Genomic DNA, 13528 nt, shown 5'->3' with positions numbered 1-13528 from the left:
TCAGATCATCCGCCGCAGGGCGGTCTCCACAGCGTCGATGAGCGCATCACCCTCGGTGCCGGGGTGGCGGGCAAGGCCGAGTTCGACGTCCGGCAGCGTCGGCAACACGGCCGCGTCGTGGCAGGCCATGGCCGGCTCGAGGTTGGCGGGCAGGAGCGCCGCGACCCCGAGCCCGGCCCGTAGCGCGGCGAGCACTCCGGCGAGACTGTTGCTTTCGAACGCCACCCGCCAGCGGCGCCCTGAGCCCTCCATCGTTTCCAGCACCGATGTTCGCCAGGAGCACGCGTTCGAGAACAGCACCACCGGCAGCGGATCGGCATCGGTGGCGACGCCCTGCCCGATCGCCCAGGCCAGCGGGAGACGCACCGTCCAGCGCGGCGGCCACGGAAGATCCTTGACCTCGTCGAGCACGAGTTGGACACGGCCCGTGTCGTACGCCTCCCGCATCGCCGCGCTGGAAAGGCTGAGCACCTCCAGCGTCGCGTCGGGGTGCAGCCGCGCGAGGTCGGCGAGTGCCTGGGGAAGGCGGGAAGCGGCGAGATCTTCGTGAAGTCCCACCCCGCAATGCCCGGTGAGCGCACGTCCTGTTTCGGCGAGTGCCTGGGCCGACAGCGCGAGAATGCGCTCGGCGTACGGCAGCAGTTCCTCGCCCACCCTGGTCGGCGAGACGCCGGACGGCGCCCGGTGCAGCAGCGGACTGCCGACGGCCCGTTCGAGCTTGCGCAACTGTTGGCTGAGCGCGGGCTGGGTGCGGCCGAGCGCCGTCGCCGCACGGCTGATGCTGCCCACTCGCACAGTGGTGACGAACGACCGCAGCAGCGCGGTCTCGAGATCACGTGCCATAAGCATTCATTATGCCTGTTCCAACGAATTAACGACTTCCTATGGCATGACGGGTGACCTAGCGTCAAATCGGTGATCAGATTTCGACAGGTGCTCGCGGTGCCGGGGATGACGCCGCTGCTGGGCATTTCGCTGCTCGCTCGCACCGCGATCACGGCGGACGCGATGGCGTTGACGATGTACGTCGTCGTCGCCCTCGACATGAGTTACGCGGCGGCGGGGGCCGTGGTGGCGGCGCTCACCGCCGGTGTCGCGGTGGGCGGGCCGCTGCTGGGCCGGACGATCGACCGGCGGGGCCTGCGCACCGTGCTGGTGGCCACGCTTGTGCCGCAGCTCGTGTTCTGGATGGCCGTGCCCGCGCTGCCGTACGTGATCTTGCTGGGCGCCTCCTTCGCCGCCGGTCTGCTCATGGTGCCGGTCCAATCGGTCACCAGGCAGGCGATCGCCGCGATGACGACGGCAGGGCAGCGGCGGGCGGCGTTCGCGCTGGAGTCGGTGGTGGGCGAGCTGTCGTACATGGTGGGGCCGGCGGTGGTGATCCTTTGCGCGGCGAAGGTGTCCCCCGGCGTGGTGGCCTGGGGCGTGGGCGCCGCGATCGTCGCTGGAGGGGCAGGGATCGCCCTGCTCAACCCGCCGCTGCGGACGGAGGACGAGGCGAACGGCCAGGCGACGGACCGGCCCCGGCGCCGGGAGTGGCTGGGAGCGCGCATGGTCGCTGTTCTGACGATGGGGTTCGGCGTCGCGATGCTGCTCAACGGCGTCGACCTGGCCATCGTCGCCACCCTTCAAGAGGCCGGTCAGGTCTCGTGGGCGGCCGTGGTCGTCGCCGTGTTCGGGGTGACGTCCGTCATCGGCGGTCTGGTGTACGGGGCGCTGCCCCGGCCGATGCCCACCTGGCTGCTGCTCGGCCTGCTCGGGCTGGTGACGATTCCGGCCGGGCTTGCCCATGACTGGCCTTGGCTGTGTGTGGCCGTCACCGGTGCCGGGCTGCTCACCGCACCGACCCTTTCCACCGTCTCCGACGCGGTGAGCCGGCTGGCGCCGGCCAGTGTGCGAGGTGAGGCGACCGGCCTGCATTCCTCGGCGGCGAGCGCGGGGTTCGCACTCGGCTCCCCGGTCGTGGGAGTGGCGATCGACGCGTCCGTGCCGGCGGGCGGCTTCGCGGCGGCCGGCCTGGCCGGCCTGCTCGCCGCACTCACCGGGTACCTGCTCTCACGCCGCTCACCCGCCGCCGCGAGCTGACGCTGCCAGGTGTCGGCGTCGACGACAGGAGGTAGCGCGTTCTTGCTCATGGTTCCTCCATGATCATGTACGCAGCTTGCGGTGTTCATTGAAGCGCCCTTGCAGACAGTACTTTCAACTGCCGAGAAGGGCGAGGGATGGCCGCTCACCCCGTCGACTGACGCTCGATCAGCTCGGCGGGGAGCCGGGTGCTGGTCCGGGAGCGGTCCGGCTCGGCGATCCGGCGTAGCAGCAGGTCGACCGCGGCCGTGCCCGCCTCGTCGGCCGGCAGCCGGATCGTGGTCAGGGCCGGCTGGAGGTACGCGGCGAACGGGTGGTCGCCGTACCCGAGGACACGCACATCATCGGGTACGGTCAGGCCGCACTCCCGGATGGCCCGGTAGACGCCCAGCGCGAAGTAGTCATTCGCGGTGATCACCAGGTCCGGATGGTTGTCCCGGGTGATCAGGTTGGCGGCCAGGGCGTACGCGTCGTCGGGACGCCAGGGCAGGGTGGCGCCGCTCGTACGGCGGGTGGGCACCTTCAGCACGAGTGAGTGCCCGTGGGCGATGCCCAGCTCGTCGAGCGCGCGCCGGAAGCCCGCGATCCTGGCGGCGACCGTGCTGACGCGGAGGTCCTCCTCCAGCAGCCAGACCCGCCGGACACCGGGACCGGCCACCCGGACCACCGCGTCGCCGATGGCCGACTCCACGTCGATGCCGACGAAGTCCAGCCCGCGGCCGGGAATGTCGCGGCTGAGCTGCACCACCGGAATCTTCGCCTCGCTCAGCCCGTCCCACACGTCACTCCTGAACTCGGTGGCGACGCCCAGCACGCCGTCCACGCCGAACCGCAGGAGCTGCTGGACCGCGCGCTCCTCGTTCTCCTCGGAGTCCTCGGTCACGAGGAGCAGCACGGAGTAGCCGGCCGCGCGGCACTGCCGTTCGACCGCCGAGATCAGCGCGGCGTAGAACGGGTTCGACGGGTTGGTGATGACCAAGCCGACGACCATGGTCCGGCCGGACACCAGCGAGCGGGCGTGGCTGTTCGGGACGTATCCGAGCCGCTTGGCCTCGGCGCTGACCAGGGCCCTGGTGCTCTCGCTGACCTGGTCCTTGCCTGCCAGGGCCCGGGACACGGTGTTCGCCGACAGCCCCAGCCGGTCGGCGACATCGCGTAGCGTCACCCGTTGTGAACGTGCCATCCCGTCGCCCTCCGGCTCAGCTCTTGCCCACCAGGTAGATGCGTAGTCTGGCAGCCGGGGCCGCGTCGCCGGAAACCCGGCAGCGCACCCGTAGCCACTGGCCGAAGCCGGTGACCAGCCAGCTCGTCATCCCGGGCGTCTCGACGCGGACGGGCGGCTCGTCGGCCGGGCACCAGGTCAGGCCGTCCGGCGAGATCTCCGTCGTCAGCTCCAGCACCCCGGTCAGCTCGTGCACCTGGACGAAGAAGCGCGCCTCCTGGGCCCACGGGAGCTCGTACGGCTCGGTGGCGAGTTCGTCGTTCACCAGCGCGGCGCGTTCCAGGACCGCGGTCATGGTCGATCGCATCGTCGTCACCAATCCACCGAGATGAGGACAGAATCGAGGAAGAGAAAGTTGCGGATGTCGGCGTGGGTCCGGACGGAGAAGTAGAAGTTGAGCAGGTTGTCCAGGGTGCTGTAGCGGTCGGGGTAGATCGGCACCGGAACGTCGCTCATGTCGATGATCCGGTCGTTGAGCCGGAGCTCCACGTTCGACCGTGTGCGGGTGTCGATGTCCCAGCGCAGGTAGTGCCAGTTGATCTTGGTGGGCACCTCGTTGACGCACAGTTCCAGCGGCTCGTCGAAGTACCGCCAGTCGTCCGGGTCGGGCGCGGTGAAGTCGGCCGCGTACGGCAGGGCGAACTTGCCCTCCTGGTGGTCGCGCGGCGTCGGCTCGGACACCACCGGATACATCCACCGCTGGGTCATCTCGCCCGCCAGGTTGGTGTTCTGGTAGCGGATCACATTGTGGTAGCGCACACCGTTGTCCGCGCAGATGTCGGTGGCCACGGTGAACGCGCCGAACTGCGCCTCCGACGGGTGCCGGTTGCCGTCCCAGGCGACGCTGGCCGGCAGCTCGCGGCCGACGGTCGCCTCGGCCTTGAACGCGAAGTAGGTCTCGATGCGCACGCGGCCCCGCCCGGCCATGGTGAGCCGGCGGATGCCGGTGGCCGTGTGCCCCCGGTAGGCGCGGGTGGCGAGCTTCAGCGCGTAGTTCCCGCTGAGCGTGCCGTGCGTGCCGACGTCGAAGAACGAGCAGGAGGACAGCTGCGGCGGCCGGAAGTCGCGCATGTGGTCGTCGACCGTGCCGAGGTCGCCCCGGCCGTCGTAGTTGCCGATCAGCTCGGTCCAGCCGTGGGTGGTCGAGTCGAACCGGTCGAAGCACAGGATCCGGCCGAGCGGATCGTATTTCGACAGGCCGACGTCGGCGGCCGGCGCTGCGGGTGTCATGCGCAGTCCTCTCATTAACGCTCACGTGAAAAGCTCGATGGCCGAAACCCTTGACCTGCTGAGCAGGCCACTCGTAGTGTGTCGGCCACATTAACGTTAATGGTCCGAATGCAGGGGCGCAATCGCCAAGCTGTGATGAGGGAGTCCACGATGACGCTGCGGCTCAGCCGGGCCACGATCGCTTCCACCGTCGGCACCGCGCTCGAGTGGTACGACTTCTCGCTGTACGGCACCGCCGCCGCGCTGGTGCTGCCACTCGTGTTCTTCCCCTCCGGCGACCCGGTGTCGGCGACCCTGTCATCGCTGGCCACGTTCGCCGTCGGGTTCTTCGCACGGCCCGTCGGCGGCATCGTCATCGGCATCCTGGGCGACCGCGTCGGCCGCCGTACGATGCTGTTCGTCACCCTGCTCCTGATGGCGGTGGCGTCCACGCTGATCGGCCTGCTGCCCTCCTACGCCGCGGCCGGCCCGGCCGCGCCGATCATGCTTGTGGCGCTGCGCGTGGTGCAGGGGCTCGGTGCGGGCGGCGAGTACGCGGGGGCCATGCTGATGTCCGCCGAGCACGCCGAGACCCGGGCGCGCGGGCTGAACGCCAGCGCGCCGACCCTCGGCAACGCCGTCGGCTCGCTGGTCGCGACGGGCGTCTTCTTCCTCGTCTCCTCGGTCATGCCGCACGACGCCTTCATCGCCTACGGCTGGCGCATCCCGTTCCTGCTCAGCGTCCTGGTCGGCGTGGCGGGCGTGATCGTACGGCTGAAGGTCTCCGACACCCCCGAGTTCCGTGAGGCGCGGGACGGCGGGGACCGCGTGCAGGCGCCGCTGCGGGCGCTGTTCGCCTCCTCCCGCCGCAAGATCGTGCCCGGCATGCTCATCAGTGTCGCGCCGAACGTGATCAGCTACCTGCCGTCCGTCTACGCCCTGACGTACCTGACCACGCACGTGCACGCCGAGTCGTGGATCGGCCTGGTCGGCGTGGTGATCGCCAACCTGGTCAAGCTGGTCACCGTGCCGACCGCGGGCTGGCTCTGCGACCGGTACGGGCGGCGCCCGGTGATGGTCGCCGGATCGGTCGCGGCGGCGGTGCTGTTCTATCCCTTCTTCTTCATGCTCGACACCGGCACGCCCGTCGTGGTCTGGGCGGCCTTCGTGATGATCTACACGCTCTGCAACGACCTGACGCTCGCCTCGCAGGCCACGATGATGTCGGAACTGTTCGACGTCCGCTACCGCTACACCGGCGTCACCTTCACCCGGGAGATCGCCGGCGCCATCGTCGGTGGCTGCATCCCCTTCGTGGCCGCCTGGCTCGACGGCTGGTCCGGTGGCCAGATCTGGCCCATCGTGGTGGTGTCCGCCGCGCTGTGCCTGCTCTCGGCGGTCGGCACCCGGTTCATCAGCGAACCCGCCCACCTGCGGGAGCCCTCACCGGCGACGGCCGGCAGCGGCAGCCCTGCCGCATAGGTCGTCTCGGGCAGGTCACACAGTCGGCTCACCAGGTGGATGCCAGCTTGCGGCGGAGCCGGACGGGGTAGCGCTCGTCGCCGATCACCTGGAACCGTGCCCGCCGGTCGGTCATCTGATGCGCGGGGTGGTTGAAGACACGGGTCAGGCCATGGGGCCTGATGGCGCTTCACACCTTCGCGTGTTCCGGTTCGCCGTCTCCCAGCGGGCCGAAGCGCCACTCGCCGCCGCCGAGCAGTTCGAGTTCGTGGGTGTGGTGCTGCTCGACCGTCGTACGGTGGCTGACGCTGACGACGATGGTGTCGGGCAGTTCTGACCGCAGCCGTCGGTAGAGGATGAACTCCAGGTCCTCGTCCAGCGCCGAGGTCGACTCGTCGAGGAACACCACCTTCGGCTTCGTCAGCAGGATCCGGGCGAACGCGATCCGCTGCTGTTCGCCCGGGGAGAGCACCTTGGCCCAGTCCAGCACCTCATCGAGCCGGTCCACGAGATGCGGCAGCGCGACATCCCGAAGGGTGCTGCCCAGGGTCTCGTCATCAATGGCGCCTTCCTTGCCGGGATATGTCACGACAGCGCGAAGGTTGCCCAGCGGCACGTACGGGAGCTGCGACAGGAACATCGTCTCGTTGGGCCCGCACGGCCGGGTCAGCGTGCCGCTGGTGAACGGCCACAACTCGGCGAGGCTGCGCAGCAGTGTGGTCTTGCCGCTGCCGGACGGCCCGGTGATGACCAACGTGTCACCCACGTCGAGCCGCATGTCGAGCGGATTGATCAACTGCCGCCCGTCGGGGGTGCGGACCTCGATGGCATTGAGCTGGACCGTCCCGTCGGCGCAGGGCAGCGTCGTCACCTCCGGCAGCGCCCTGGCCTCCTCGTCGGCGACGACCAGGCCGTGCAGCCGGATGATCGCCGCCCGGTAGCCCGCGAAGGCGTCGTAGGCGTTCCGGAAGAACGAGAGGCCGTTCTGGATCTCGTTGAACGCCGATGCCGACTGGGTGAGATCGCCGAGGCGGATCTCGGCGGCGAACAGCCGCGGCGCCTGCAGCAGATAGGGCAGGGGCACGATGCTCTGGCTGATCGAGACGTTCCAGGCGTTGAAGCCGATGGTCCTGTTCAGATACCGCTTGTAGTTGGCGACGACGGAAGTGAACAGCCGCCGCAGCCCTGAGCGCTCCGCGAACTCGCCGCGGTAGAACGCGACCGCCTCCGCCGCGTCGCGCAGGCGCACTAGAGCGTACCGGAACGCCGCGTTGTACTTCTCGTTCCGGAAGGCCAGCCAGATGATCGGCTTGCCGATCCAGAATGCGATGACGGAGGCGATGAGGACGTAGACCAGCCCGATCCAGAACATCGCCCTGGGAATCTCGAACCCGAAGAGGGAAAGCCCACCCGAGAGGTTCCACAGGATCGCCGTGAACGACACTATCGACGTGACCGCGGAGATCCCGCCGAACAACAGCGTGCTGGACGTCCCCCCGTTGCTCGGAAGGTTGGGCAGAGGTCCGTATCCGGCGGTGACCAGGTCGATGTCGGACTGAATACGCTGGTCCGGGTTGTCGATGGTGTCGTCGATGAATCGCGACCGGTAGTAGGCCCTGCCGTCGAGCCAGTCTCCGGTCAGCCGGTCGGTGAGCCAGGCGCGCCAGGCCAGCACGAACCGCTGGAGCAGGAACAGGTCCAGCAGCAGCCGGGCGATGTGTATCGCCGCCAGGACGCAGAAGACCAGCAGGGACATCCAGAAGCCGTGTTCGCCGGAGCCTTTGACGGTGGAGTCGTTGACGGCGACACCCTGGACCGCGACCTGGAGGCTGGACAGCATGTCGTTGCCCTGGTAACTGAACAGCACGTCGAGCCGCACGCCGGTGACCACCGACAACAGCAAGGCGCCGAGCCACAACCAGACCCTGACGCTCCCTGAGCCGGTGAAGTACGCGCCGGTGATGCGCCAGAATTGCCTGCCCCACGTCGTGAAGCGGCCGATCAGCACGAGGACCGCCAAGGTGCACACCGCGGCGACCACCCAGGCCTTGGCGATCCACACCATCGATGTCCAGACCTCGGAGCCCCAGTCGAGCGTCGGGGTGAACAACTCCATTCCGGAAACGTATATGCACGGAGAGCGACGAGCCCGCAAGAGGGCCGAACACGCGGGAGAAAGTCGTTCGCGGCGCCATTCCTGGACGGAGACCCCCGGCCCGCGCACCTGCGGCGGCTGAACCGCCGCGGCCTCGCGAAGGGGCTCCCCTGTCGTCGGATCGACGTGATGGGGTCATGAATAGCAGCCCCTGCCGACAGATTCCGTCGCGCTCCGCGTCGATCGGCCGGTCAGCGGAGGGCCGCCCAGCCGGACAGGTTCTCGGGGCCCTCGATCACCGTGTCTTCGTAGGTCTCGTCGGCGACGCGGATTTTCATGTACTGGGTGCCGGAGAACACCCAGTAGTGGTTCCGCTCCCCCGGTACGGGCATCGCCGCGTCGATCCCCTTCCTGAACGCGGAGAACTTCTCGAAAGTGCCGTGCCATTCCCCGAGTGGTGACGGGCCGTTGGTGACCTGGCCGCGGGGTCCTTCGCCGTCCAGCCTGGTCCTGACGTACTGGTCGCCTGCGAACACCCAGTACTGGTTCGGGTCGTCCGGCGTCCGCATCACGGCGTCGATACCGTCGTCCGGAAGGCCGCCGAAGGCGTTCTCCCAGTCGCTGAGCGGCCTGGGTCCCGCCACCAGCGTGTCGGCGAAGTTCTCGTCCGCGCCGGCGACCCGTATGCGGATGTAGCGATCACCGGAGAAGACCCAATACTCGTTTCGAGAGCCCGGAACACGTAAAGTCGCGCCTATTCCGCGCTGGAATCCCGGCAGGTTCTGGAAGGTGCCGGTCCATATTCGGAGTGGCGCGGGAGGCCGCAGGCTCTGGCGTACCGGGTCACCCGAAGTCGAAATGCGGGCTCGGATGTACTGGCCGCCGGAGAACATCCAGTAATCGGCCGGGGCCGTGAGATCCGGATCGTCCGGGACCGGCATGACGGCATCGATGCGCGTGGGGGCCGCAGAGGTGGACGGTTCCACCGGAAGTGCCGTCCCGGTCGCCGCCACCGGATCGGTGCCGCCCGCCGAGCGGTTCACGAGCGCGACCGTGGTGACGACGGCGGCGAGCAGGAGAGCCGCGGAGAGCGCCGACACGCCGAGCAGGAGGCGGCGCCGGGCGGCGCCTGGTCCGCGGGTCGGAAGGGGGCTCCCGGCGGGCGCCGTCATGGTGAGGGAGCTGAGCATTTCGCTCGCCCGCGCGACGGTGGGACGATCGGCCGGGTGCTTGCGCAGCAACGCCTCCAGCACGGGACGCAGCGGCCCCGCGGCGGCCGGGATCTCCGGCTCCTCACGGACGATGGCGTGCAGCACGCCGGCGGGTTCCGGACGGGCGAACGGGGAACGGCCGGACAGCAGCTCGCACAGGGTGATGCCCAGGGAGAACAGGTCGCTGGCCGGCCCCACGGGCCGGTCACCCAGCCGTTCCGGAGCGACGTACCCGAGGGAGCCCACCATGGTGCCGGTCTCGGTGAGCGAATCGCTTCCGGTCAGCGCCGCGATGCCGAAGTCGCAGAGGACCACTCTGTCGTCGCGGCGCAGCAGGATGTTGCCCGGTTTGATGTCCCGGTGCAGCGCGCCGGCGGCGTGCACGGCCTCCAGGGCGGACAGCAGTTGCAGACCGATCCCGGCGACGGCGGAGGGACTCATCGGGCCGTTGGCGGCGACATGCTCCTTCAGCGAGGGCCCGTCCACGAACTCCATCACCAGCCACAGGCGCTCATCGTGGTTCAGGAGGTCGTGGACGTTGACGACGTTCGGATGGGATATCCGGGCGAGCGTGCGCGCCTCCCGGTGGGCCCGGGCCGCATGCTTGGTGAGATCCACGCCCGAGGCCAGAAGGTGCATCTCCTTCACCGCGACGGTACGACCCAGGAGCTGGTCGGTCGCGCGCCACACGGTTCCCATGCCGCCGCTGCCCAGGCGGTCCAGCAGCAGATACCGATCGGACAGCATTCGTGGTCCCCCGCGCTCAGCCACGAAGCCAATTTACTGACCTTCTGGGTTGTCGGTACAGATATCGGGAGCCGCACCTCGCCCAGCACGCCACCGTCGCCCTCGGCGAGCTGCCCAGATTCCCGCCAAGGAGACCAGCGCCTCCACCTGGGTGCTCGCCACCGTGGAGCCGTCGCCATCGCCCGGATGATCGCCGGCTACTGGCTCTCCGCGGCGCTCACCCGTCGCTGCGCCACATCCAGGCGGCGACCTCGATCAAGTAGCGGCGGGTGTGCCGGTGCGGCACCGCACCGGCGGCGCCTGACTCCAGAACGGCTCAGCGCGCCCTCGGTGGCGCTGCGTACATGCCCGGACGATCGGTCCAGCCGATACTGACCTCCGCTGATAATCAAGGAAGGAAGGGGTGACCGTGGACGGACGCGCGGCGATCGACGGCAGGCTGATGGACGCGGACGCGCGCCTCATGCTGGGAGCCCGCTACGGGCACTTCACCGCCATGCAGGTCAGGGACCGGCGGGTGCGCGGGCTCGACCTGCACTTCGCGCGGCTCGAAGCGGCCGGCCGGGAGTTGTTCGGCGCCGGGCCGGACCGCGCGGCGGTGCTCGGCTCGATCCGGGCCGTGCTCGGCGACGATGTACGGGACGCGAGCGTACGCGTCTACGTCGTCGAACTCGACAGGGCCGATGCCGACCGGCCGGCCGTCATCGCCACCGCCGCACCGCCACACCACCTGGACACCCGGCCGCTGCGCGTCACGCCGGTCGTCTACCAGCGCTACCTGCCGCACATCAAGCAGGCGTCCGGATTCCAGCAGGCCCACATCGGGCGGCTGGCCAGGCGGGCGGGCTTCGACGAGGCGCTGCTGACCACCGGGGACGGACTGATCAGCGAGGGCTCGATCACCAACGTGGGCGCCTTCGCGGGCGGGCGGCTGGTCTGGCCGGAGGCTCCCATGCTGCACGGGATCACGATGGCGCTGCTGGAGCGGCTGGACGTGCCGCAGGAGCGGCGGCCGCTGCGGGTCGCCGACCTCGCGGGCTTCGACCAGGTCTTCTTGAGCAACTCGTGGGGGGTCATGGCGGTCGGCTCGGTGGACGGCGTCCCGCTGCGCCAGGACGACAAGCTGATGGCGCTGCTGCGGGAGCACCACGACGGCGTGGCCGGGGATCCGCTGGACTGAACCGGCCGGCACGTCATTTGCGGGCCCTCGGCGTCTCGCTGTCCACACAAGGTAGGATATTTCCTACCTATAGTGTTCCGTACGACAGGAGCTCCATGTCCGGCATCGCAGATTCCTACGCCCGCCTCGCCGACGCATTCCTGGCCCGCGTCCTGGCCACGCCCGACGACCGGTGGAACGCCGGGAGCCCCTGCCGGGGGTGGACGGCCCGCGATGTCGTCGCGCACGTCGTCAACGGGCACCGTGGCATCCTCGCCGCCATCCACGGCACTCCGCCCGTCCCCGCCCACGGGGTCGGCGTCGCACCCATGTCCGACGCCCCTACCGTGGAGCCGGGCGCCGACCTGGCCGCCGCCTTCACCGCCTGCCGAGACGACCTGCTCGCGGTGCTCCGCGACCCCGCCCTGGCCGGCCGGCCGCTGCCCGGGAGCCCGCTCGGACCGATCCCGGTGGAGCAGGCCGTCTCCGTCATCGGCTCCCTTGAGCTGCTCGGGCACACCTGGGATCTGGCCCGCGCCACCGGCGGCGACGAGACCCTCGACCCGGTCGCCGTCGCCCGAACCCACCAGGTGCTCATCCCGCACCACGAGGCACTCCTGGCCACCGGCGCCTTCGACGTGAGCATCCCCACGCCGCCGCACGCCGACCCCCAGACCGCGTTCCTCCGCTTCACCGGCCGCCACGCATGACCCGCGTCGAACGGGCCTGCGTCAGCTGAGCTCAGTCCGGGCACCCGACTTCGATGCCGCCGGTGCATTCCCGCCCGGTGAGGGGGCTTTCGCCGACGTAGCCCCTTTCCTCGCGGTGGCGATCGCGGTCGTGGCGATCGCGGTCGTGGCGGGCACGGTCGTGGCGGGCACGGTCGTGGCGGGCACGGTGGCGCTCACGGCACTCGGCGGAGTGCCTGCGGTGCTTGCACGGGATCATGTGAGCGACCGCCACCGTGCCGGCCCGCTGAGCCACGGGCGCGGTGGTCGCGGGTTGCGCCGATGCCACCGCCGGGGTGGCCAGGGCTGAGGCGGCCAGGGCGACCACAGCCAGAGCATGGGATGTTTTGATCATCGAGATCACCTCGTGCCGGTCGCGGACTTCCAGGGCGCGCGCGGACTCGGAACACCATGGCGTACCAGAATCAATCTAGCTGCGACGTTTGTCGCAATCATCCGGCAGAGGCAAAGCCTCGATCAGAGAATGCCGCGCGGCCACCACACGGGCCACAGCCTCGCCATCGCTCACACCCGCCGCAGGGTCAGCTTACGGAGGCGGCCTGGCATTCGAGGCCGTGGGCGACGTCCGTCCACAGGGCCGCCAGCTCCCTCGCCAGGTGGCCGACGGTTCTGGCCCGGTGCGGGGGGACGTTGGCGATCATGCGGTCCCACTCGCGCTCGTCCATCGTGTGGGCGGCCAGCAGCCTGAGCAGGCTCCGGCCGGCCTCGTTGAGCCGCATCGCGGGGTCGTCCCTGAGCCTGCTCACCACCGAGGCGCGGGCCTCGGCCGAGCCGGGGGCTCCGCCGGTCGCCCGAGGCGCCCCGCCCGCTCGTGTCTCGTCGGCGAGGCGGGCGGTCACGCCGTGCTGCGGGGTCGCCGCCTGCCGTGCCGCGTGCGGTGCGGCCTTTCGCCTGCCGCGGCCGGCGGGTACGGGATCCTCTCCCCGGTTGAGCCGCTGGCGTACGTCTCGCACGGTCTCCGGGGAGATGCCCACCGCCTGGGCCACCTGCCGGAGCGACAGCGTGGGGTTCTCGGTCATGAGCCGCCCCGCGAACCGCCTGGCGGCCACCCCGCTGACGGGCCGCACCCGGCCGTCGAGCCCGATCCTGGACTCGGTCGCGGGCACGATCCCCCCGCGTGCCTTGCGGATCTCGGCCACGGTCGCCGCCGCGACGCCGGAAACCGAGGCGATCATGCGGTCCGACCACTGCGGGTGCGACAGCACGATGCGCTCGGCCGCCGCCTTGCGGTCGGCGAGCGAGAGCGGCAGGCCGTGGGCGACGTTCTCCCGGACGGCCAGCACGAAGGCGTCCCGCTCGCTGCCGTCGAAGAACCGTACGGCGATCGTCCGGGCCCCTCTGAGCTCGGCCGCCCGCAACCGGTGCATGCCGTCCACGACCCGCATGGTCGCGCGGTGCACGAGGATGGGCGGCAGCTCGATGTCGAGCGTGGCCAGCGCGTGGACGTGGTCCTGGTTCTGCCCCTGGATGCGTGGCGAGTCCGCGGCGACGAGCAGGCCGATGTCGATCTCGACGACCTGCTCCTCGACCTCCTGGTGTGCGACCTCCTGGTGCGCGATCTCCAGCCGCATGTCGGTCCCCCTGATGAAA

General features: G+C 70.0%; 12 protein-coding genes. 4 read left to right on the top strand and 8 right to left on the bottom strand.

The features are described 5' to 3' along the window. Nucleotides 1-843, bottom strand: coding sequence for a LysR family transcriptional regulator (locus ABGB18_RS40020; RefSeq protein WP_347700889.1), 843 nt, complete (start codon nt 841-843; stop codon nt 1-3). A 72-nt stretch (nt 844-915) separates the two neighbouring features. Between ABGB18_RS40020 and ABGB18_RS40015 the strand changes: the two genes are divergently transcribed. Further along, complete coding sequence (locus ABGB18_RS40015) at nt 916-2085, top strand: MFS transporter (protein WP_347700888.1); 1170 nt, start codon at nt 916-918, stop codon at nt 2083-2085. Between the two features lie 145 nt (nt 2086-2230). Here ABGB18_RS40015 and ABGB18_RS40010 read toward each other — a convergent pair whose 3' ends face one another. The 3 genes from ABGB18_RS40010 to ABGB18_RS40000 are packed head-to-tail and all read right to left on the bottom strand — an operon-like array spanning nt 2231 to nt 4537. After that, nucleotides 2231-3250: a LacI family DNA-binding transcriptional regulator gene (locus ABGB18_RS40010; protein ID WP_347700887.1), complete on the bottom strand. Its 1020-nt coding sequence runs from the start codon at nt 3248-3250 to the stop codon at nt 2231-2233. A gap of 34 nt (nt 3251-3284) precedes the next feature. Further along, nucleotides 3285-3614: a hypothetical protein gene (locus ABGB18_RS40005; RefSeq protein ID WP_347700886.1), complete on the bottom strand. Its 330-nt coding sequence runs from the start codon at nt 3612-3614 to the stop codon at nt 3285-3287. Between the two features lie 5 nt (nt 3615-3619). Continuing rightward, complete coding sequence (locus ABGB18_RS40000; protein WP_347700885.1) at nt 3620-4537, bottom strand: DUF6772 family protein; 918 nt, start codon at nt 4535-4537, stop codon at nt 3620-3622. Nucleotides 4538-4687: 150 nt separating this feature from the next. Between ABGB18_RS40000 and ABGB18_RS39995 the strand changes: the two genes are divergently transcribed. Continuing rightward, nucleotides 4688-5998, top strand: coding sequence for an MFS transporter (locus tag ABGB18_RS39995; RefSeq protein ID WP_347700884.1), 1311 nt, complete (start codon nt 4688-4690; stop codon nt 5996-5998). A 169-nt stretch (nt 5999-6167) separates the two neighbouring features. On the opposite strand, the gene ABGB18_RS39990 is transcribed toward ABGB18_RS39995, so the two are convergent. After that, entirely contained in the window at nt 6168-8093 is a 1926-nt protein-coding gene (locus ABGB18_RS39990) for an ABC transporter ATP-binding protein/permease (protein ID WP_347700883.1), read from the bottom strand. 230 nt (nt 8094-8323) lie between these two features. Further along, nucleotides 8324-10030: a protein kinase gene (locus ABGB18_RS39985; RefSeq protein ID WP_347700882.1), complete on the bottom strand. Its 1707-nt coding sequence runs from the start codon at nt 10028-10030 to the stop codon at nt 8324-8326. A 403-nt stretch (nt 10031-10433) separates the two neighbouring features. Between ABGB18_RS39985 and ABGB18_RS39980 the strand changes: the two genes are divergently transcribed. Together ABGB18_RS39980 and ABGB18_RS39975 are read left to right on the top strand one after the other, a co-directional pair. Continuing rightward, nucleotides 10434-11210 carry an aminotransferase class IV gene (locus tag ABGB18_RS39980; RefSeq protein WP_347700881.1) on the top strand — a complete coding sequence of 259 codons (777 nt, stop codon included), beginning with the start codon at nt 10434-10436 and terminating at the stop codon, nt 11208-11210. Between the two features lie 95 nt (nt 11211-11305). Next, nucleotides 11306-11899, top strand: a complete 594-nt coding sequence (locus ABGB18_RS39975; RefSeq protein WP_347700880.1) for a TIGR03086 family metal-binding protein — start codon at nt 11306-11308, stop codon at nt 11897-11899. 31 nt (nt 11900-11930) lie between these two features. On the opposite strand, the gene ABGB18_RS39970 is transcribed toward ABGB18_RS39975, so the two are convergent. Together ABGB18_RS39970 and ABGB18_RS39965 are read right to left on the bottom strand one after the other, a co-directional pair. Continuing rightward, a complete protein-coding gene (locus ABGB18_RS39970) occupies nt 11931-12272 on the bottom strand; it encodes a hypothetical protein (RefSeq protein WP_347700879.1) in 342 nt (113 codons plus the stop codon). A 187-nt stretch (nt 12273-12459) separates the two neighbouring features. Continuing rightward, nucleotides 12460-13509, bottom strand: coding sequence for a ParB N-terminal domain-containing protein (locus ABGB18_RS39965; RefSeq protein WP_347700878.1), 1050 nt, complete (start codon nt 13507-13509; stop codon nt 12460-12462). Between the last annotated feature and the right edge of the window lie 19 nt (nt 13510-13528).

This window comes from Nonomuraea sp. B12E4, from assembly GCF_039871825.1.
Classification (GTDB): Bacteria; Actinomycetota; Actinomycetes; order Streptosporangiales; family Streptosporangiaceae; genus Nonomuraea.
Note: the sequence above shows the minus strand (reverse complement) of the source record. Positions and strands in the feature narration are given on the sequence as shown.